This window comes from Dyella thailandensis, from assembly GCF_050749815.1.
In the GTDB taxonomy this organism is placed as follows: Bacteria; Pseudomonadota; Gammaproteobacteria; order Xanthomonadales; family Rhodanobacteraceae; genus Dyella_A.
In genome coordinates, this window is record NZ_CP192735.1 from 1,111,167 (window position 1) to 1,130,473 (window position 19,307).

Here is a 19,307-nt window from a genome sequence, read left to right on the forward strand (position 1 = left end):
CCGCGGCGCGGGCTCAGGGCGAAGGCTTGGCCACCAGGCGCACGTCGCCGAACCACGCATTGGCCTGGCCATGCGTATTGTCGGTATCCGCGGCGATGGCGATGCCGGTGATCGGCGGCGGTTCGCGGCCAAAAGCCTTGCGGAAATCCGCCGCCAGGTCACGGCTTTCGCCCACCCATTGGCCGGCCTTGCCGTTGCCGCTCTCGATCACCACCGTGCGCACCGGCGCATAGAACGGGTTCGGCGCGATGGTGCCAGGGGCATGGTGGTTGTCCCACACGTAGCAGATCGCCGCGGCCGGCAGGTTCTCGCCGGTGAGGCGGCGCGCCAGCGACAGCGTCATGCGCTGGCCGAAGCTCAGCTGGCGCGTCGGCACATCGAAAAACACGTACACGCGCGCCGCGAAATCGTCGCCCGAGCGCCGGGCGAGGTCGCCCTTGGCCACCGTGTGGTCGATCTTCCAGCGCCAGCTCAGCGTGGCCCCGGGCGAGGCGCGAAAGCGGTCGACGATGGCCCCAGCGCTGCGGTCGGCATCGATGTGCACCACGCTGCGGCCGTCCTGCGTTTCCACCGTCACCGCGGCCGGCGGCTTGTGCCGCGACATGGTGTAGCGCTGCCAGCCCGCGGGCAGGCTGGTGCCTGCCGGCGCGTGGGAGAAATCCAGCGCCGCGGTGTCGGCGAGGGCGGGCAGGGCGAGCGTGGTGAGCAGCGCCGCGAGGGCGGGCCAAAGGCGTCGATGCATGCGAGGTCCAAAAAGTCGCGGAGTGCCGGACGGGCATCCAGCGGGCGCGGCAGTGTGGCGAAGCGGGTGTGCAGCGCGTGTTACCGCCGCACGGCGTTTGCGCGGCCACGGCGGCGGCCGCGATAATTCCACGCCTTGACCGCCCGAAGGAATCACCATGCTGGACCCCGCCCTGCTGCGCTCGCGCCTGGCCGAAACCGCCGCCCGCCTCCAGGAGACCCGCGGCTACGCGCTGGACGTGTCCGCCGTGGAGGCGCTGGAGAACGAGCGCAAGCGCCTGGCCACCGAAACGCAGGAGCTGCAGAACCTGCGCAACACGCGCTCCAAGGCGATCGGTCAGGCCAAGGCCAAGGGTGAAGACGTGGCGTCGCTGATGGCCGAGGTTGCCGGCATCGGCGACAAGCTCAAGGCCAACGAAACCGCGCTGGCCGAGGTACAGGCCAAGCTCGCCGACATCGCGCTGGGCATTCCCAACATCCCGCATGAGTCCGTGCCGCCGGGCAAGGACGAGCACGACAACCGCGAGATCCTGCGCTGGGGTACCCCGCGCCGCTTCGATTTCGCCATCAAGGATCACGTCGACCTCGGCGCCCGCCACGGCTGGCTCGACGCCGACGCCGGCGCCAAGCTCTCCGGCGCGCGCTTCACCGTGCTGCGCGGCCAGCTGGCGCATCTGCACCGCGCACTCGCCCAGTTCATGCTCGACCTGCAGACCGGCGAGCACGGCTACCTGGAGTGCAACGTGCCGCTGATCGTCAACGCCGACGCCATGCAGGGCACCGGCCAGCTGCCCAAGTTCGAGGAGGATCTGTTCTCCACCCACGTGGCCGAAACCAAGCGCTACCTCATCCCCACCGCCGAAGTGGCGCTCACCAACCTGGTGCGCGACTCCATCGTGGAGGCGGCGGAACTGCCGATGCGCCTCACCGCGCACTCCATGTGCTTCCGCGCCGAGGCCGGCAGCTACGGCCGCGACACCCGCGGCATGATCCGCCAGCACCAGTTCGAGAAGGTGGAGATGGTGCAGCTGACCACGCCGGAACAGTCGTTCGACCAGCTGGAGGAAATGGTGGGCCACGCCGAGGCCGTGCTGCAGAAGCTGGGCCTGCCGTACCGCAAGGTGCTGCTGTGCACCGGTGACATGGGCTTCTCGGCGGTGAAAACCTACGACCTGGAAGTGTGGCTACCCAGCCAGGACACCTACCGCGAAATCTCCAGCTGCTCCAACTGCGGCGACTTCCAGGCCCGCCGCATGCAGGCGCGCTGGCGCAACCCGGCCACCGGCAAGCCCGAGCTGCTGCACACGCTCAACGGCTCCGGCCTGGCGGTGGGCCGCACCCTGGTGGCGGTGATGGAGAACTACCAGAACGCCGACGGCTCGATCACCGTGCCCGAAGCGCTGCGCCCCTACCTGCGCGGCGTGGACACGCTGGCGTGAATACTTCCACCCGCCGTTCCTGGGACAAGGTGGAGCTGTTCGCCACCGTCAGCCTGCTGGTGGTGCTCGCCACCGTGCTGATCACCCGGCTCAGCTTCGCCGAAGTGTGGAAGCTGCCGGTGGTAGACCTGGTGCTCACCTGGATGGCGCTGGCGCTCACCGCGCTGGCGCTGTGGCTGGGCCGCAAACGCCGCTGGCTGCGCATCGGCGCCGTGATCTTCGGCGGCGCCACCCAGCTGGTGCCGATGGTGGTACGCCAGCCCGTGCTCATTTTCCCGCTGCTCGGCGCGATCATCCCGGTGATCATCCTGGCCGTTTCGCTGGCTTTGCTCTCGCGCAAGCGCCCGGAGCCCCGAGTGGCGCCGCGATCCTGATACCATGCGCAGCGTAGCCGCCGAACCGGTGGCTGCGCTCGGAAGCTGAGCTCAACGTCAGTTCCGAAAAAAGCTTGAAGGGGATGGTGCAATGCCATTCCGACAATTCAAACGGAGAGATGGCCGAGCGGTTTAAGGCACCGGTCTTGCTCGCGGAGGCAGGACGCCGTAGCGAACATCGGCGAAGCCGATGGCCCGGAGGGCGAGGGGCAGGAGCCCCGAGTCAAACCGGCGAAGGGCGCGCAACGCGCCTGCGACAACTGAATACGGAGAGATGGCCGAGCGGTTTAAGGCACCGGTCTTGAAAACCGGCGAAGGGTCAAACCTTCCGTGGGTTCGAATCCCACTCTCTCCGCCATAAATGCGATTAAGCCACTGAATCCACGGGCTCTTTTGTTTCATCCTTTGCCACGTACCTACTTTCCCTACCAGCGTTCCGCTTTCTAGAGGACGGCTACGGGAGTGTGCGCGAGCGACTCGCGGTAGCGATCTTTCGCCCTTAATGGCGTGGACGCAGCGATAGATACTGCTACGGTGATCGGACAAGCGTAGACACATGCCTGCATGGGCTAAGGGGCAGTCGCGCCTGTGGTTCAATCTTTATGGGGAGGGCTATCCAATGAACAAGATACGTCGCAGCGAAGCTGAGGTGTTTGAGGACCTAGCGGTCCTTGCTCGTTCCCCTGGGTACGTCCATGCCATTGCGCAAATCTGCTACCGAGACGTCGCAATGTTCTTTGTGGGCCAGATGGAGGCCTCAGACCTGCAGAGATCGTTTAGCCGGGAACGACTCATTCGTACGGAAATTACCACGATTCTTGGGTTGCTCGCGCGAGGACCGATCGACGCTTCCGTGCCAGAAGTGCGTATTCGAGATGAATACCTTGAACGAGCCGACCTCCTCATGGAGGAGTTACACGAGGCAATGAGCCGTCCCGCGTTCGACCAAATGATCGCTGCCGCCAAGGCCGGTATTGCTGACAGCGATATTTGGCGAGGCGAGGCAATGCGGGAGCCCATCTTCTATGGCAGTGAGTCGGCTTATAGCTTTCAATACCGCGATTTCGCTTTGGAAAAGTATCGTTCCGATGATTCGTGGCTTGAAAAGAATATGGGCTTTTCTATTTCGCAAGCCCAAGCTGCTGCAAGAGGGATGTGCGAGATCATCAGCAAGAAGATGGAGTTGGCCTTCGAAGAAATGAAAAGGTCAGGAAAGGAGCCTGTCAGTTGGCTCAGTGTATTCGAGCAAACGGCTGATGAAATAGCTTTCCATACAGGTCTGTCAGGAGAGAAAGTTCAGGCCTTCCTGGATGCATTCACGCTATCTAGCGACAACGCCCAATTTCAGTCGCTGGGAGATTTCAACGCGGTTAATGCAAGGCCTTTGCTGAATCTTGGTAATGGCAAGGTTCTGCTTTTCCTTCCCTATAGCATTTATGAATCCCTCTATGAATCTCCGTTCTATTGGATGGGCGGCGATCAGACTTATGAGCCTGCAGCGGCTAAGCATCGAGGCGAATTCACGGAGTCTTTTGCGGCGCGGCGTTTGGCTACAGTATTTGGATCTCAGCGGATTCACCCCAACGTCGATCTTGTTCGAGGCAAATCAGTGGTTGGGGAGATTGATGTACTTGTTGTCTTCGGCAACCGATTGATCATCGTCCAAGCCAAATCAAAGAAACTAACTTTGGCAGCTCGCCGAGGGAACGATGGCCAGCTCCGGAAAGATTTCGCTGCTGCAATTCAAGACTCTTACGATCAGGCTTGGTTGTGTGCGGAAGCGATCTTGGCTGGGGATTGCGTCTTGAAGGATGCGCAAAAGGTAAATATTGAGTTGCTGCAAGTTCCAAAGGAGATATTCATCTTCAATTTGGTTGCTGAACACTATCCCGCTCTAGCCTTCCAAGCTAGGCAGTTTCTGAAATATAAAACATCAGACAGAATACGCGCGCCTTTCGTCATGGATGTTTTCCTTCTCGATGCGCTGACCGAGATGTTAGACACACCTCTTCGCCTTCTCAGTTACGTCAGGCAGAGAGTTGAGAATATTGAGCGCCTAACAATGAGCCATGAGCTTACTGCGCTCGGATTCCACCTAAAGAGAAACCTCTGGATCGAGGAGGATTTCAATATGGTGATGCTCGACGATGACATCTCAGCCGAATTGGATTTGGCCATGATGGTGCGCCGGGACAACATTCCTGGCGCGCGGACGCCGGATGGCATCCTAACGCGGTTTGTTGGCACGCCGTTCGAGCGTTTGCTATCTCAGATAAATGGCCAGCCAGATCCGGCCTCGATGGAGATCGGTTTCAACCTTCTCACTTTAGGCGAGGATACCTGTCGAAATATAAATCGCGGGCTAGATTTGATTGCACAGAAGACGCGGGCCGATGGCGAGCCTCATGATTTCTCCATCGGCGATGATAGCGGTGGTATCACGTTCCACTGCAATTCTTCACTGGGGGAATTCGCTAAGCAAAAACTCGGAAGACATTGCGAACGACGAAAGTACGCACTGAGAGCCCCACGCTGGTTCGGCCTTTCATTGGACCCGGACGTTCGCCTGCAACTCGGGGTTGTCCTGGATTTTGAGTGGCAGCATTCGGATGAGATGGACGCAGCAACCGCCGGGATGCCTAAGTCAATTCCGGCAAGCTCTCTTAAGCGGCTAGCCCGAGACGCCGGGAGGCAGAAGGTGGGGCGGAATGACCGATGTCCTTGTGGCAGCGGAAGGAAGTTCAAGAAATGCTGTCTCGATAGGTAGTGCTAACTACTTAGGAGAGGAGCCGGATTTGACGCCGCGCGCGAGGCCCGCGCTGCTGAGGTTCGGAGCCCCCGACGCCCCCACATCACATTACGGCGCATCGCCTTGACTCTCCTCCAACGCAGTAGGAGACTCGGTCCCAAGGAGCGTCGAAACTCCCCTTAGAGCGGTACCCACCTCCGTCAAACCGGTGGGTTTTTTGTGCCTGCGCATTTGCAGGCGCAGCCGACGTGACACCTGCGTCGGGAGGGCGGCTAATACAACACCCGCAAGGGAAATACGCCCGCCGGCTCTAAGCGGTTTCGAACCTCCCGACTTCCCGTCGCCATCCTGGCGTGCGGGTACTTCATGGAACGAGGAGGCGAGCATGTCGACCATCGATTCGGAAGATCGGAATGTCACCGGCTATTTCCTGCCGGAGGACACCCAGCTACGGCTGAAGCAATTGCGTGAGTACGTGGGATTCCTCACCAACCTGGCCCGGCCTCGACGGCCGGACGAAGACAGCGAGTGCTACAACGAGATTCGCCCGGGTGAAGTGGCGATCTGCTTTGAGCTGATCGAGGAGCAGATAGGGCTGGTGCTGGACGAACTCTCCTGGCCGGCGGAGCGTGGCGAACCGGCAGAGGCACCCAAGGCGGCCGCGGACACGGAGACAGAAGCAGAGGCAGAGACGGAGCCCGCGGACACGGAGGCCGAGGAGCCGTACGTCGCCGAGCCGGCGACGAATGCGACATCCATCCGCTACATCGCCGGCGTCACCCTCAGCCAGATCGACGAGATGCACCTGCTGCTCGGCAGCCTCCATGCCTATGGCAATGTGGTGGTCTGCACCGATCACGCCGAGCTTTCGGAAGCCACGCTTACGGTGATGGGCGACGCCATCTACCGCGATGTGGACGCGCTGCGAGACATCCTCCGCGAGATCGATGGCCCACAGCGGCTGGAGCCGCCGCTCGTGGTGAAACCCGGCGTACGCGAGGAGGAAGCCACCTACCTCGCACTGCCCACGCAAATGCCCATGAGCAGTACCTCGCACGTGGTGCGCGAGCACCCGACGTACCAGTAGCTGGATCGGCGCGGAGGGAGCGGCAACGGCCGTTTTCCTCCGCGCCATTACACCTTGAGGAAGATCCCTCGGCGGTACAGCACGTAGGTGGGCACCCAGCACACCGCCAGGTAGAGCAGCGCGTAGGTGAGCGCCATGAAGCCGTTCTGGCCCAGCGTGGTCTCGAAGGCGGTGCCGATGACGTCGGCCACGGGGCGGCCGTCGGCGAGATGGATGTTCCACAGGCCGGCGGCCAGCAGCTCGGAGAGCATGTAGGCGAAGATGGCGTTGGTGCCGAGCACGCGCAGCGGCATCTGCCAGGCGGGCGGGCGCCGATCCGGCCCGGCCGGTTTGGCGATGTCCACCGCCCACAGAAAAAACGCCAGCAGCAGCACGCTCCAGCCGCCGGCGAACAGCACGTAGGCGCTGGTCCACAGCTTTTTGTTGATCGGGAAGCCGAGGTTCCACAGCGCGCCGAGCGCCACGCAGGCGAGCCCGGCCAGCAGCAGGCCGCGGACCTTGCGCGGCAGGTCGCGTGTGCTGCGCAACCACTGGCCGGCCAGGATGCCGATGGCTGTGGTGGCCAGCGCCGGCAGGGTGCTGAGCAGGCCTTCCGGATCGCGGGTGCGCTCGTACAGGTGTGCGGCGCTGAACAGCTGGCGGTCGAGCCAGGCGGCGAGGTTGGCGTCCGGGTCGAGCAGCGGGATGTCGCGCACCGGCAGGCCCAGCCCGGGCACCGGCACGAAGCGCATCAGCCACCAGTAGCCGAGCAGCGCCGCGACGATCACGCCCAGCCACACCCGCCACGACGGCAGCCACAGGTAGATCGCCGTGGCCAGCAGGTAGCAGGCGGCGATGCGCTGCAGTACCCCGTAGAACCGCATGGTGGCCAGGTCGATGTGCGGAAAGCTGTTGACCACCAGGCCGAACACGAACAGCATCCCTGCACGCCACAGCGCGTGGGTGAGCACCGTGCTGCGGGAGTCGCCACGGGCGAAGCGTGCCGCGGTGGAGTAGACGATCGCCACGCCCACCAGGAACAGGAAGGTGGGGAATACCAGGTCGGTGGGGGTGAAGCCGTTCCAGTCGGCGTGCTTGAACGCCCACCAGGCGTGCGGGCCGCCGTTGTTGTTGGCCATGATCATGAAGGCGATGGTCAGGCCGCGCAGCAGGTCGATGGCGCGCAGGCGCGAGGGTGGGGCGATCGGGGTGTTCAAGGATGGGCCTCGTCGGCGGGGGCAAGCTGCAGTGCGCGGGCAATGGCCAGCGCCTGGGCGTAGGCGTCGCCGTGCGGCTCGGCGGCGTAGCGGGTGTGGCTGTGGTTCCAGCGGTCGCCGAAGGCGTACCAGTCGATCGGCTGCGGTGGCTTGCCGGTATCCAGCGCGCGCTGCAGCGAGGCGAAGAACATCCGCCAGCGCGGCAGGTAGTAATCGCCCACCAGGCCGGCCCAGTCGCGGTTGGCGTAGTCGCGCAGGCCGCCGTCCACCGCGGCCTTGCGCTCGCCCCAGGTGGTGAGGATGGAGCGCGCGTCGTAGTTCAGCCGGGCCAGCTCCCCGGGCGAGGACGCCCACGCCGGCACCCGCGCCAGCCAGGCGCCGAGCAGGAAGTCGCGGTGGGTCTGCAGCAGGGTGTCCTGCATGCGCATGTCGCGCAGCCATTCGGCGGTGAGCGCGGCGAAGCGCGCCTTGTCGCGCGCGGTGTAGGCCTGGCCGATCAGCGGCAGCAGCCGGCGGCTCTCGTTGGCCAGCACCTGGCGGGCCACGTCGACCAGGTCGTAGCGGTAGGTGTCGGTGTGGCGCAGCGTCGGGGCCACCTGCAGCAGTTCGGTCAGCGCCGGGGCCAGCTCGGCTGGGTCGTAGCGCGGCCGGTCGGACGACCAGGTGGCGGCGTGGCGGGTGGTGAGCGATGGCTCGGCGGCGAACAGCGAATCGTGCGCGGCATCGCGCTCGCCGCCGCCCGGCGGCGGATCGGCGCGGAAGCCGTAGGCGGTGCGGCGCAGGATCTGCCAGGCGCGTTCGGCGTGCGGGTCGTCGCCGCCGTAGCGGCGCACCGCGTAGTCGCGGGCCCACTGGTCCAGGTTCACCGGCGTGGTGTGCCAGGCCATCGCCGTGTACAGCGCGAACGCGAACGGGTTGGTGTCCAGCCCTTCGGTAAACAGGCCGGTGCCGACGATGCGGCTGCCCGGCTGCGCGGCCATCGTGGGCAGGCGCACGGCGTAGTCATACAGCGGCGCGCCCAGCGTGGTGCGGCCGCCGAATTCCCACAGCCCGCCGAACAGCCACGGGATGCCGTGGAACTGGGCGTCGCGGTCGTTTCGGGCGATGCGGCCCTGCTCGATGTCCACGATGAGCATGTGCGCCGGGTCTACCGCGGCCACCAGCTCCGGCAGCGGGTTCTTCTGCCAGGCCATCTGCATCCACAGCGCGTCGGGATGCGCCCGCAGCAGGGCCTGTTGCACGGCCTGGGCCGCCGGCCCCACCGGTACGCCTCCGGCGCCGCCGCCTTCCTGGAAGATCTCCATGTCGTAGATCGGCGCGTCGCCCAGCAGCTCGCGCTCGTGCCGGTAGAACGACGCGGCTAGCTTGGCGAACCAGGGGTCGCGCGGGTCGAGCCAGCCCGGACGGGTGAAGCCGCACCATTCGCCCTGGTCGACCACGTGTGCGCCCGGGTGCCGCTTGGCGAAGTCGGCCGGCACCATGCCGTAGTAGCCCTGCAGCACCGGCGCAATGCCCACGGCGCGCAGCATCGCCACGATGTGCCGGGCCGAGGCGGCGCGCTTGTCCAGCAGCGCGCGCGAGATCGGCCCGTTGAAGCAGCACATGTTGCCCATCAGCTGCCAGTTCTGGTGCGCCGGGCTGGTGATCCAGGCGCGGATCGCGGCGTCGTCGTAGCCGGCGTCGCGGAAGGTGCGGTACAGCACGGTGTCCATGCCGCGCTCCAGCAGCATGGCGTTGGTGCCGTGCAGGGCGAGGATGTCGATCTCGCGCTGCCAGCGCGCCTCGTCCCAGTAGGGCGTGGTGTAGCCGTCGGTGTTCTCGTTGAGCGCGAAACGCCAGCGGTACCGCGCCGCCTGCTCGATCGGCGCGGGCGGCGCGGGCAACACCAGGCCGGGCGGCCCGAGCTGGCTGCCGTTGGTCGACACCTGCAGGTGCGCCACGGTGGTGAGGTAGTGGTTCACGCCGTAGAGCAGGGTGGGGATGGTGCCACCGCTCACTTCGATGTGGCCGGCGCTGCCGGTGATGCGGAAGTAATCCTTGCCGTCGGGCCGGGGCGCGAGCGTGAGGTGGATCTGCGGCGCCAAGTGCGGCATCAGACGTTCGAGCACGGCATGCGCGGCCGGCACGCCGGGGGCGGCGAGGGCCAAGTTGTGCCAGAAGCACAACGCCGCGATGGCGAACCAAGCGAGCGGGCGGCGGGGACGTCCGCGGGGCGGGGTGGGCATGGCGGACGTCCTTGGGTGGAGTTGGGCAAAGCGCCGGCGCCGCTGACCAATGGGTCAAACGGGGTGCGGTGTGGCGATAATGAAAACGTTTACATCGACGACTTGGAGTGTCGAGCATCCGCCCGAAAAGATTCAACTGGGCGGTGTCCCGCGAGCCACCAGCCGCTGATGTGGCGCCCTCCAGATCGCGGCTTTGGCGCGTGGCCTTCAAGTCGTTTTGCGCCGGGCATCCCGTGGCATGCATGCGGCGTAGTTCAACGGCGCCACGCAGATCGATCGGCAGCGGCAGTGGAACCGCCGCTTGGGGTGCGACCCGGCGTAGGTGAGGAGAAAGGCCTCCAACTCGCGCCGCCCGCGTATGCGCCCTTGAGCGACCCATCGCACACACGTGCGTGGGCACCCCACGTGCCGGCCGGATGCGGACGGAAGAGCGGCCCCGGGCCGACTTTCTCCCCCTGTTTGGGAAGTGGGATGCACTCCGCAGGCAGCGATCGCCATCGAGCACTGGCGTAGGTGCGCCGCGCTTCAGTTATGTTATATCGTAACTATTGAAGTGACGGGCCATGGGGCGGTCCGTCGCGCCGCGCGCATCGCCTTGGGGGCGTGGCGACGCCGCGGCTGGCCTGCATCGAATCGAATCCTGCGCGGTAAGCGTCTATGAGTGAATCCCCGTTGCCGACCCATGTTTCTTCGAGCAGTTTTGCCGAGCGCATCCAACTGCTCGCGAAGCATTTCCACGGCGCCACGGAGATCGGCCGTCGATGTGGGTTTAGTGAAAGCCTGGTTCGCAGCTGGCGCGATGGCAAAAGCGACCCGTCGCGCGCCCGTTGTCTCGTACTGGCGCGGGTGTTGGGGGTTTCGCTGGTCTGGCTGATGACGGGTGAGGGCGCGATGTGGGCCGGCGACGCCATCGACGACGTGGGCGAGACGCCCGGGGTCGACGCGGGTGCGCATGCGCCCGGCCCGCTGGACATCGGCGCGGGTGCAACGCCTTCGTCGCCCTCCTTCGATGCGAAGCGCACGTCGATCGCGTTACGCCTACTCGGCGGTGTTGTCGAGTTGTCGTCGAACGGATGTCTCCCTGGCGATTTGTCCGGGATGCTGGAACGCGTGTACGACATGCTGGAGCCTAGCGGGCGGGTCATCGACGCGACGGCGATGACGGAGTTCTTGCGTCTCCTGGCGTCCCGGCCTGTTTCCGGCTGAGCTGTCATCTCCCAGAAAGATGAGCTGCCCAAGCTGTGCGCTCCTTGGGCGGACTTTTCGACATGCGGATCGAAGCGGTGATCGATGCGGTGGGGCTGGCGGCGACGCTGGTGCTGGTGGCCGTGCTGCTGCTTTGGCTCGCCAGCTCGACCGGCGGCTATCTGGCCTGAATGCCGTCATCGGTCGGCGTTCCTCCTTCGCCGTGATCCGAACCGGCTAGGATTTTTTCCTAAGGTGGAAACGGACGCTTCCGCTCGACCGGCGCGCAGGTAGACTGTGGGGCTTATGCCGCACCTGCTGTAGGTGCGGGCTGGGGGAAGAGATGAGCGCCACCCGGGTGGTCCTGATCGTCGACGACGATCCTGCCGTACTTGAGACCATGCGCATCCTGCTGGAAGGCAAGGATGGCTTTGAGGTGTTCTGTGCCCTCGGCTCGCACGGGGCGCGGCACCTGATGACGCAGCTGGAGCGGCTGGACGTGCTGATCGCCGACGTGATCCTGGCCGGCGAGGCCACGGGCGTGGACATCTGCCATGAGGCGATGACGCGCCACCCCGAGGTGGCACTGGTGGTGATCTCGGCCGACCCTCGCGCGGAAGCGACGCTGATGCCGGAAAGCAGCGTGTTCATCCGCAAGCCGTTCGGCGGCTACGAGTTGATGACGGCGATCGATGAGGCCGCCCATCTCGCCCGGGAACGCCAGGCCCAGCCGGGCTGACACGCGTTGACGCGGCGGTGCCGCGCGGGCGGTGCGCCGCCATGCATCTGCCTCACCGGGTTCCACGTACCCTGTGGCTATTGCTTGCACCGGATGCCCCATGTCTCTTGCCATCGTCTGGCTGCGCCGCGACCTGCGGCTGGCCGACAACCCCGCCTTGCATGCCGCCTGCGCCGCGCACGACCGCGTGCTGCCGGTGTACATCCACGCGCCGCAGGAAGACGGCGACTGGGCGCCGGGCGCGGCCAGCCGCTGGTGGCTGCATCACTCGCTTGAAGCCCTGCGCGCCTCGCTGCACGCCCACCACGCCGAGCTGCATCTGCGTGCCGGCGACAGCCTCGGTGAGCTCACTGCACTGATCCAGGCGACCGGTGCCGAGGCGGTGTACTGGAACCGCCTTTACGAACCGGCCGCGATCGCCCGCGACAAGCACATCAAGCAGACGCTGCGCGAGCAGGGTGTGGCCGCGTACAGCTTCAACGCGGCGCTGTGGCGCGAGCCGTGGCAGGTGGAAACCAAGACAGGCGACCCGTACCGCGTGTTTACGCCGTTCTGGCGCAACCTGCGCACGCTGATCGACGACGCCGAGCCACTGCCGGTGCCGCAGCCCCTGCGTGGAGCAACGGCTAAGGGCGGCGCGTCGCTGGAATCGCTGGAATTGCTGCCGCGCATCCGCTGGGACGCCGGCATGGCCAAGGCGTGGACGCCCGGCGAGCGCGGTGCCCAGGAGCTGCTGGAGCTGTTTGCCGACGACGCGGTGAACGACTACGCCGAGGGCCGCGACATCCCCTCGCGCCACGGCACCTCGCGGCTGTCACCGCACCTGCACTTCGGCGAGATCTCGCCGCGTCAGGCGCAGGCCGGCCTGCACGCGCTGCTGGCCAAACGCAGCGGCAAACGGCCGGACGTGGAGCCGTTTTTGCGCGAGCTGGGCTGGCGCGAGTTCGCCCATCACCTCATGTTCCACTTCCCCGAAACGCACACCGCCAACTTCAACCCGAAGTTCGACGGCTTTCCCTGGGCCAAGGCCGACGACACGCTGATCGAGCGCTGGCAGTGCGGCCGCACCGGCATCCCGCTGGTGGACGCGGGCATGCGCGAGCTGTGGCACACCGGCTGGATGCACAACCGCGTGCGCATGGTGGTGGCCAGCTTTCTCACCAAGAATCTGCGCCAGCACTGGCACCACGGCGCGCGCTGGTTCTGGGACACGCTGGTGGACGCCGACCTGCCCAACAACTCGCTGGGCTGGCAGTGGGTGGCCGGCTGCGGCGCCGACGCAGCGCCGTACTTCCGCGTGTTCAACCCGGTCAGCCAGTCGCAGAAGTTCGACGCCAAGGGCGAGTACCTGGCGCGCTGGATTCCCGAGCTGGCCAACGCCGTGCCGGCCCTGCGGCACGAGCCGTGGAAGGATCCGTCGCTGCTGCGCAAATCCGGCTATCCGGCGCCGATGGTGGATCTGGGTGAATCGCGGGCGGCGGCGTTGGAGGCTTATCAGGCGGTGAAGGGCTGAGCGGATCGCCTGGCGTTCGATCCAGCGAGGTGTGAATCGGCTAGCCTCTGCCGGCGTCGGCGGCTGCTGGTTGATCGAAAGTCGCGGCCTTGGCACCTGAATGCCTGCGGTAAAACACCTGTTAAAGGCTCTCTTGAGATACCTTAATTAAGGTATGATAAGAGGCACTTTACTGGTGGTGGACCTCCATGAGGGATCTGAGCGATCTGATGGCGCAGCGTCGGCCGGACTTGCCGACCATGGACAATTTCCCGCCGGAAGTGGGCCGGCGACTGCGACTTCAGCGCATCGCCTTCAAGTGGCGCCAGGCTGATCTGGCCGCGCGCGCAGGAGTGTCGGTGCAGACCATCAAGGCCGTCGAAAAGGGCCAGGCGGTCTCTTCGTGGAATCTCCTGCGCATTCTCCTGGCGCTGAACCAAGGCGCCGACTTTCTGAGCATGCTGGCCGCTCCGAATTTCCCGAATCTGAAGGCCCACGAGCAGTACGTCCAGTTGACCGGCGCCGAGGAACCGAATGTGCTGGGGCGGCGTGTGCGCTCGACGCCTGCAACCGCGAAGAAAAAGTCGGAGAAGGCATGACTATCTCTGCGGCGTGGCTCCATGCCCCGATCCACCAGGTGGATGTGTCGACATGGCACTTGGGTGCGCCCGTTCCGGTGGGCCGCCTGAACTACGAGCGCGCCAACGCTGTGGCGTACTTCGAGTGGAGCGAGGAGGCCCGAGCGCAGCGCCTGGATCTTTCCCCGTTGCGCCTGCCCACGGACATGGGCGTCTGGTCCAGCCGCCAGGAGCAGGGGCTGCCGCCGGAGTACCTCGGCTTGCCCGGGTTTCTCAACGATGCGCTACCCGATGGCTGGGGCCTGTACCTCATGGACAAGGCGCTTGCACGGGCGGGGATTCCTCCGGAGCTGATCACGCCCGCCACGCGCTTGGCGTTTCTGGGCGATCGCGCGTGGGGCTCGCTGTCGTTTCAGCCGGTGATTGGGGAAGACCTCGAGCAGGTGATGTCGCTCGACGCGCTGGGTAAAGACATGCAGCACCTGATCGAAGGCCACATCGACGTGGTGTCCGACGAGCTCTTGCAGGCTGGCAGCTCTCCCCAGGGCGCGCGTCCCAAAGTCATGGTGGATTGCGACGAGCACTTCCGCTACGCCAAGGTGACCGCTGGCGCGCCAGCGGAGGGGGACCGATCCTGGCTGATCAAGTTTGCCGGCCGCGATGAGCCCCACGATGCGCCGCTGCTGGAGCAGGCCTACATGCAGAGCGCCCGCGACGCAGGGTTGCGAGTGATGGACAGCGTGATCCTGACGATACGAGGCAAGCCGGCTTTTGCGACCGAACGCTTCGACCGCTCGCCGGGCGGCAGCGTGTTCACGCATACGCTGGGCGGCCTCTTGCATTTTTCCCATCGCGCGATCGGCCTGGATTACGCCAATCTGGCGCAAGCGATGGACGCGCTGCAGGTGCCCCCCGATGCGTACGCGGAGGCCTATGCACGCGCGGTTTTCAATGCGGCGATGAGCGTGCGCGACGATCACGCCAAGAACTTCGCTTTCGTGAAAGGGGCGGACGGTCGCTGGGATGTTTCTCCCGCGTACGACCTGACGTATATGTCCGGGCCCGGCGGCTATCACACGATGACTTTCGCCGGTGGCGCATCGCCGGACCCGACCCGGCAGGATCTGTTGAAGTTGGCGCCGTACTACCACCTGACCGAAACGCAGGCGCGACCGATCATCCAGACGATGGCCGAGGTGGCGCGCAAGGTGGTGCCCATGGCCCAGGAAATGGGTGTGAGCAAAGCAACCCTGGCGCCGATCGCGCAACGATTGGAAGCGATCAACCGATCGATCGCGCCTCGAGCGAGCCGGGCCAGACGACCGTAGTGTCGGAGCGTCTTAGGCGCTGGGGGTCGTCGGCGTCCGCTTGAGCAGCATCGCCAGCACCGGCGGCGTCACCATCGCGGTGAGCAGCGACATCGCCACGATGATGGCGTAGACGCGTTCGTTGAACACGCCGGCGGCCAGGCCCAGTGCGGCGATCACCACGCCTACTTCGCCGCGCGGCACCATGCCGAAGCCCACGATGGCGGCGCTGCGCTTGCCCAGCGAGAGCGCGCCGAGGAAGCCGCCGGCGAGCTTGGAGACGATGGCGATCACGGTGACGATGGCCAGCATCATCAGCGCGTCGACGCTGGCCAGTTCCGACAGGCTCACCTTGGCGCCGGTGATGACGAAGAAGAACGGCGTGAGGAAGGAGAGCAGGGGCAGGGTCTTGTGCTCGAGGTCTTCGCGCTGGCGGGTTTCGGAGGCGATCATGCCGGCGAGGAAGGCGCCGATGATGGCGGCCAGGCCGAAGCGCGTGGACAGCCACGCCAGGCCCAGGCAGATCGCCAGCACCAGGGTCAGCGGCGAGTGCGGGCTGATCGGTTTTTCCAGCCAGCCGGAGCCGCGGCGCATCACCTTGGTGCCGCCCCATCCGATGATGGCCACGAAGCCGATGGCGCCGGCCAGGGTGAGCAGCAGCGACTGCAGATTCAATTCACCGCCGCCCTGCAGCGAGGACACCACGCCGAGCAGCAGCATGGCGAGGATGTCGTCGATCACCGCCGCGCCCAGGATCACCCGGCTCTCCACCCGCGACAGCACGCCCAGCTCCTGCAGCACGCGCGCGGTGATGCCGGCCGAGGTGGCGACGAAGGCGGCGGCGACGAACAGCGACTTGATCCAGTCGAAGCCTTCGCCGTGCGCCCACAGCGCGCCGAGCCCGAACGGCAGGATCACGCCCAGCACGCCGACCAGGAACGCGCTCTTGCCGACTTTTTTCAGATCGTCGAGTCGGGTTTCCAGGCCCACGGAGAAAAGCAGCAGCACCACGCCGATCTCGGCCAGCACGTCCAGCGGCGTGCCGGGCAGGATCTGCTCGGGCGTGAGCCAGCCCAGCGCGGAGGGGCCGACCACGCAGCCGGCGGCGATCTCGCCGACCACGCCGGGCAGTTTCAGCCGCTGCGCGATCTCGGCGCCGATCTGCGCGGCGATGAAGATCACGAACAGGGTCAGCAGGATGTCGGCGGCGTGGTGCATGCGTCGGTCGCTCCTTCGGTGTGGCCGACCATGCTACACGGCGGGCGGGTCGATCATCCGCCGTGGAACACGTGGCTTGCCAGCCACAGGTGCAGCGCGATGCTGGCGACGTAGCCCAGCGCGATCGCCCAGGTCCAGCGCAGGTGGCTCATGAAGGTGTACTGCCCCCGCGAGGCGCCCATCAGCGCCACGCCGGCGGCCGATCCGACCGACAGCAAGCTGCCGCCGACTCCGGCGGTGAGGGTGATCAGCAGCCACTGCGCCTCGTCCATCGGCGGGTTCATCTTGAGCACCGCGAACATGATCGGGATGTTGTCCACCACCGCTGAGGTCACGCCCATGATGGCGTTGGCCAGGGTGTAGCCGAGGTTGCCGTAGAGCTGGTGCGAGGCCAGCTCCAGGTAGCCGAGCGCGGCCAGTCCGCCGACGCAGGCGAACACGCCGTAGAAGAACAGCAGGGTGTCCCACTCGGCGTTGGCGATGATGCGGAAGATGGAATAGGTCTGCGGCTCCTCGCCCTGTGCCAGCGCGTAGCGGCGCTGGTGCCGATCGATGCGCGTGGCCACCAGGTTGAGAAACGCCAGGCCGGTGAGCATGCCGTAGGCGGCCGGCATGCCCAGCCACTGGCGACCGACCACGGTGACGGCGATGGTCAGCGCAAAGGTGAGGCAGATGCCGATGGCGCCGGGCTTGAGGTGGCTCACACCGGCGCCGCACTCCGGTTGCCCCTTGGGCAGTGCGAACGCCATCAGGATCGCCGGCACCAGCCAGTTCACCAGCGACGGCGCGAACAGCCGGAAGAAATCGAAGAAGCCGCTCTTGCCGGCCTGCCATACCATCAGCGTGGTGATGTCGCCGAACGCGCTCCAGGCGCCGCCGGCATTGGCCGCCACCACCAGGTTGATCATCGCCAGCGCGATGAAGCGCCGGTTGCCGCCGGCTACCGCGAGCACCACGGCGGACATCACCAGCGCGGTGGTGAGGTTGTCCAGCACCGGCGAGAGGAAGAACGCAATCAGCCCGGTGATCCAGAACAGCGAGCGGTAACCGAAGCCGCGGCGGATCAGCGTGTCGCGCAGCGCCTCGAACACGTTGCGCTCGCCCATCGCGGTGACGTAGGTCATCGCCACCACCAGGAAGAAGAAGATCTCCGCGTATTCGAGAAACATGCTCTCGAACGCGGTGGCCGCCGGCGACACCACGTTGCCCGGTTCGCCGGTGGCCCAAGCCAGCATGCCCCAGATCAACGCCGCGGCCAGCATCACCGGCTTGGATTTGGCGATGTGCAGGCGCTCCTCGAAGATCACCGCCACGTACGCGAGCACGAACAGCGCCAGCGCGATCCAGCCGACCGGATGAGCGGTGAGGCGGAAGTTCACCTCCTGGGCCTCGGCGGCCGCGGCCGGAGCGCTGGCGAGCAGGGCGGCAAAGGCGAGGGTCCAGCGCATGCGGGGTCCTTGGAATCGTCCAGTGGGACCGGGCAGGGTAGCAGCCGTTACGAAGCCGCTGCACGCACCGCGCCGGGATGATCCGGTCGCAGCCGCAGGAAGATCGTCGCAGCCAGTGCGGTGACTGCCGCCAGCACCAGTACGGTGATGTGGAACGCCGCCACGTAGGCGTGCGCCGCGTGCACCTCGCGCCCCACGAAGATCTCCATCAGCAGCGAGGCGAAGGCGATGCCGAAGCTGATCGACAGGTACTGCGTGGTGGAGGCCATCGACGAGGCCATCGAGGCGTGGCGGATGTCCACGTCGGTGTAGGCCAGCGTGTTCATGCTGGTGTACTGCAGCCCGGTGAAGCCGCCATAGACGTACACCAGCATGGCGATCAGCCAGGTCGGCGTGCTGCCGTCGACCAGCGAAAACAGCGCCAGCATCACTGCCACGGCCGTGGTGTTGGCGATCAACAGGCGCCGATAGCCCAGCCGCAGCAGCAGCCGGTTCACCACCCACTTGGAGCTGATCGAGCCAAGCGCCTGCGGCACCATCATCAGGCCGGCCATGGTGGGCGACCAGCCGCAGCCCACCTGCAGAAACAGCACCAGCAGCAGGAACATGCCGCCGATGCCCAGCCGCGTGAACAGGTTGCCCACCAGCGCCACCGACAGGCTGCGCACGCGCAGCAGGGTGAGGTCGGCCACCGGGTATGTGGTGCGCCGGCTGTGCCACACGTAGAGCGCGCCCAGCCCGATGGCCAGCGCGCTGCTGCCGGCCACCAGCGACCAGTGATGCACTTCGGCGCCGGCCTGCTCGGACGCGGTGAGCAGCAGGGCCGAGGCGGCTGCGAACAGCAGAAAGCCGCTGACGTCGAACGGCCGCGCCTGCTCCAGCCGGTAGTCCGGCATGTCGCGCTGGTTCATCCACAGCCCGGCCAGGCCCACCGGTACGTTGATCAGGAAGATCAACCGCCAGCTGGTGAACTCCACCAGCAGGCCGCCCAGCAGCGGCCCCAGCACCGAGCCGAGCAGGCCGAAGGTGGCCACCGTGCTCATCGCGTGCACGTATTCGCGCTTGTCGATCGTTCGCACCAGCACATAGCGCCCCACCGGCATCAGCGAGGCGCCGCCGATGCCCTGAAGCACCCGTGCCACCACCAACTCCGGCAGCGTCTGCGCCACGCCGCACAGCAGCGAGCCGATGCCGAACGTGGCGATGGCCGCGGCGAACACGCGCCGCGTGCCGAAGCGGTCGCACAGCCAGGGGCTGGCCGGGATCAGGATCGCCAGCGTCAACACGTAACTGGTGAGCGCGCTGCGCATGCCCAGCGGCGTGACCTCCAGCGCGGTGGCCATCGCCGGAACGGCGGTGTTGACGATGGTGGAATCGAGCGCCTGCATGAAGAACGCCGCGGCCACCAGCCACAGCAGGCCGCGATAGCTGGCGTGCGAGGAGGCGGCGGCGACGTCGTCGGCGGCGGGAACCGCTGCCGGCAGGGAAGGGGGAGGAGACATCGCTGTGGATGATACCTGCGCTGGCAG

At 66.0% G+C, this 19,307-nt stretch carries 15 protein-coding genes and 1 tRNA gene; 10 read left to right on the forward strand and 6 right to left on the reverse strand.

Annotation, left to right across the window (positions count from 1 at the left end; all coding sequences use genetic code 11):
• Positions 1–13: 13 nt before the first annotated feature.
• Positions 14–742: a DUF3047 domain-containing protein gene (locus ACQVBX_RS05140; protein WP_431636875.1), complete on the reverse strand. Its 729-nt coding sequence runs from the start codon at positions 740–742 to the stop codon at positions 14–16.
• Positions 743–899: 157 nt separating this feature from the next.
• On the opposite strand from ACQVBX_RS05140, the gene serS reads away from it, so the two are divergent.
• The 5 genes from serS to ACQVBX_RS05165 all read left to right on the forward strand — a co-directional run bounded on the left by serS (position 900) and on the right by ACQVBX_RS05165 (position 6,390).
• Positions 900–2,180: a serine--tRNA ligase gene (gene serS / locus ACQVBX_RS05145; protein ID WP_431636877.1), complete on the forward strand. Its 1,281-nt coding sequence runs from the start codon at positions 900–902 to the stop codon at positions 2,178–2,180.
• Positions 2,177–2,554, forward strand: a complete 378-nt coding sequence (locus ACQVBX_RS05150) for an LrgA (protein WP_431636879.1) — start codon at positions 2,177–2,179, stop codon at positions 2,552–2,554. The genes serS and ACQVBX_RS05150 overlap by 4 nt, the downstream gene beginning before the upstream one ends.
• A 268-nt stretch (positions 2,555–2,822) precedes the next feature.
• Positions 2,823–2,912 (forward strand) — tRNA-Ser (locus ACQVBX_RS05155).
• 261 nt (positions 2,913–3,173) lie between these two features.
• On the forward strand, positions 3,174–5,321 hold the full coding sequence (locus ACQVBX_RS05160) for an SEC-C metal-binding domain-containing protein (RefSeq protein WP_431636880.1): 2,148 nt from the start codon (positions 3,174–3,176) through the stop codon (positions 5,319–5,321).
• A gap of 367 nt (positions 5,322–5,688) precedes the next feature.
• On the forward strand, positions 5,689–6,390 hold the full coding sequence (locus ACQVBX_RS05165) for an XAC0095 family protein (RefSeq protein WP_431636881.1): 702 nt from the start codon (positions 5,689–5,691) through the stop codon (positions 6,388–6,390).
• 47 nt (positions 6,391–6,437) lie between these two features.
• Here ACQVBX_RS05165 and ACQVBX_RS05170 read toward each other — a convergent pair whose 3' ends face one another.
• Positions 6,438–7,586: an acyltransferase family protein gene (locus ACQVBX_RS05170; RefSeq protein ID WP_431636883.1), complete on the reverse strand. Its 1,149-nt coding sequence runs from the start codon at positions 7,584–7,586 to the stop codon at positions 6,438–6,440.
• Positions 7,583–9,811, reverse strand: a complete 2,229-nt coding sequence (locus ACQVBX_RS05175) for an alpha-N-acetylglucosaminidase (protein ID WP_431636885.1) — start codon at positions 9,809–9,811, stop codon at positions 7,583–7,585. The genes ACQVBX_RS05170 and ACQVBX_RS05175 overlap by 4 nt, the downstream gene beginning before the upstream one ends.
• 657 nt (positions 9,812–10,468) lie before the next feature.
• Between ACQVBX_RS05175 and ACQVBX_RS05180 the strand changes: the two genes are divergently transcribed.
• The 5 genes from ACQVBX_RS05180 (at position 10,469) to ACQVBX_RS05200 (ending at position 15,133) form a co-directional block, all read left to right on the forward strand.
• Positions 10,469–11,017 carry a transcriptional regulator gene (locus ACQVBX_RS05180; protein WP_431636886.1) on the forward strand — a complete coding sequence of 183 codons (549 nt, stop codon included), beginning with the start codon at positions 10,469–10,471 and terminating at the stop codon, positions 11,015–11,017.
• A 322-nt stretch (positions 11,018–11,339) separates the two neighbouring features.
• Positions 11,340–11,735 (forward strand): response regulator, encoded by a 396-nt coding sequence (locus tag ACQVBX_RS05185; protein WP_431636888.1) that lies wholly within the window; start codon positions 11,340–11,342, stop codon positions 11,733–11,735.
• Between the two features lie 100 nt (positions 11,736–11,835).
• A complete protein-coding gene (locus ACQVBX_RS05190; RefSeq protein ID WP_431636889.1) occupies positions 11,836–13,248 on the forward strand; it encodes a cryptochrome/photolyase family protein in 1,413 nt (470 codons plus the stop codon).
• A 188-nt stretch (positions 13,249–13,436) separates the two neighbouring features.
• On the forward strand, positions 13,437–13,826 hold the full coding sequence (locus ACQVBX_RS05195) for a helix-turn-helix domain-containing protein (protein ID WP_431636890.1): 390 nt from the start codon (positions 13,437–13,439) through the stop codon (positions 13,824–13,826).
• Entirely contained in the window at positions 13,823–15,133 is a 1,311-nt protein-coding gene (locus tag ACQVBX_RS05200) for a type II toxin-antitoxin system HipA family toxin (protein WP_431636892.1), read from the forward strand. The genes ACQVBX_RS05195 and ACQVBX_RS05200 overlap by 4 nt, the downstream gene beginning before the upstream one ends.
• Positions 15,134–15,145: 12 nt before the next feature.
• Here ACQVBX_RS05200 and ACQVBX_RS05205 read toward each other — a convergent pair whose 3' ends face one another.
• Genes ACQVBX_RS05205 through ACQVBX_RS05215 form a run of 3 tightly spaced genes read right to left on the reverse strand, consistent with a single transcriptional unit; the run spans position 15,146 to position 19,280 of the window.
• Positions 15,146–16,330, reverse strand: a complete 1,185-nt coding sequence (locus ACQVBX_RS05205; protein WP_431636895.1) for a cation:proton antiporter — start codon at positions 16,328–16,330, stop codon at positions 15,146–15,148.
• Between the two features lie 53 nt (positions 16,331–16,383).
• Positions 16,384–17,778: a sodium:proton antiporter NhaD gene (gene nhaD, locus ACQVBX_RS05210; RefSeq protein WP_431636896.1), complete on the reverse strand. Its 1,395-nt coding sequence runs from the start codon at positions 17,776–17,778 to the stop codon at positions 16,384–16,386.
• 47 nt (positions 17,779–17,825) lie between these two features.
• Complete coding sequence (locus ACQVBX_RS05215) at positions 17,826–19,280, reverse strand: MFS transporter (protein WP_431636898.1); 1,455 nt, start codon at positions 19,278–19,280, stop codon at positions 17,826–17,828.
• Between the last annotated feature and the right edge of the window lie 27 nt (positions 19,281–19,307).

Excerpts from the sequence above, each read along its gene's own strand:
- ACQVBX_RS05165 (WP_431636881.1), top strand. The coding sequence starts at position 5,689 with ATGTCGACCATCGATTCGGAAGATCGGAATGTCACCGGCTATTTCCTG.
- ACQVBX_RS05160 (WP_431636880.1), top strand. The coding sequence starts at position 3,174 with ATGAACAAGATACGTCGCAGCGAAGCTGAGGTGTTTGAGGACCTAGCG.
- ACQVBX_RS05185 (WP_431636888.1), top strand. The coding sequence starts at position 11,340 with ATGAGCGCCACCCGGGTGGTCCTGATCGTCGACGACGATCCTGCCGTA.
- ACQVBX_RS05180 (WP_431636886.1), top strand. The coding sequence starts at position 10,469 with ATGAGTGAATCCCCGTTGCCGACCCATGTTTCTTCGAGCAGTTTTGCC.
- ACQVBX_RS05205 (WP_431636895.1), bottom strand. The coding sequence starts at position 16,330 with ATGCACCACGCCGCCGACATCCTGCTGACCCTGTTCGTGATCTTCATC.
- ACQVBX_RS05140 (WP_431636875.1), bottom strand. The coding sequence starts at position 742 with ATGCATCGACGCCTTTGGCCCGCCCTCGCGGCGCTGCTCACCACGCTC.
- ACQVBX_RS05200 (WP_431636892.1), top strand. The coding sequence starts at position 13,823 with ATGACTATCTCTGCGGCGTGGCTCCATGCCCCGATCCACCAGGTGGAT.
- ACQVBX_RS05195 (WP_431636890.1), top strand. The coding sequence starts at position 13,437 with ATGAGGGATCTGAGCGATCTGATGGCGCAGCGTCGGCCGGACTTGCCG.
- ACQVBX_RS05190 (WP_431636889.1), top strand. The coding sequence starts at position 11,836 with ATGTCTCTTGCCATCGTCTGGCTGCGCCGCGACCTGCGGCTGGCCGAC.
- serS (WP_431636877.1), top strand. The coding sequence starts at position 900 with ATGCTGGACCCCGCCCTGCTGCGCTCGCGCCTGGCCGAAACCGCCGCC.
- ACQVBX_RS05175 (WP_431636885.1), bottom strand. The coding sequence starts at position 9,811 with ATGCCCACCCCGCCCCGCGGACGTCCCCGCCGCCCGCTCGCTTGGTTC.
- nhaD (WP_431636896.1), bottom strand. The coding sequence starts at position 17,778 with ATGCGCTGGACCCTCGCCTTTGCCGCCCTGCTCGCCAGCGCTCCGGCC.
- ACQVBX_RS05215 (WP_431636898.1), bottom strand. The coding sequence starts at position 19,280 with ATGTCTCCTCCCCCTTCCCTGCCGGCAGCGGTTCCCGCCGCCGACGAC.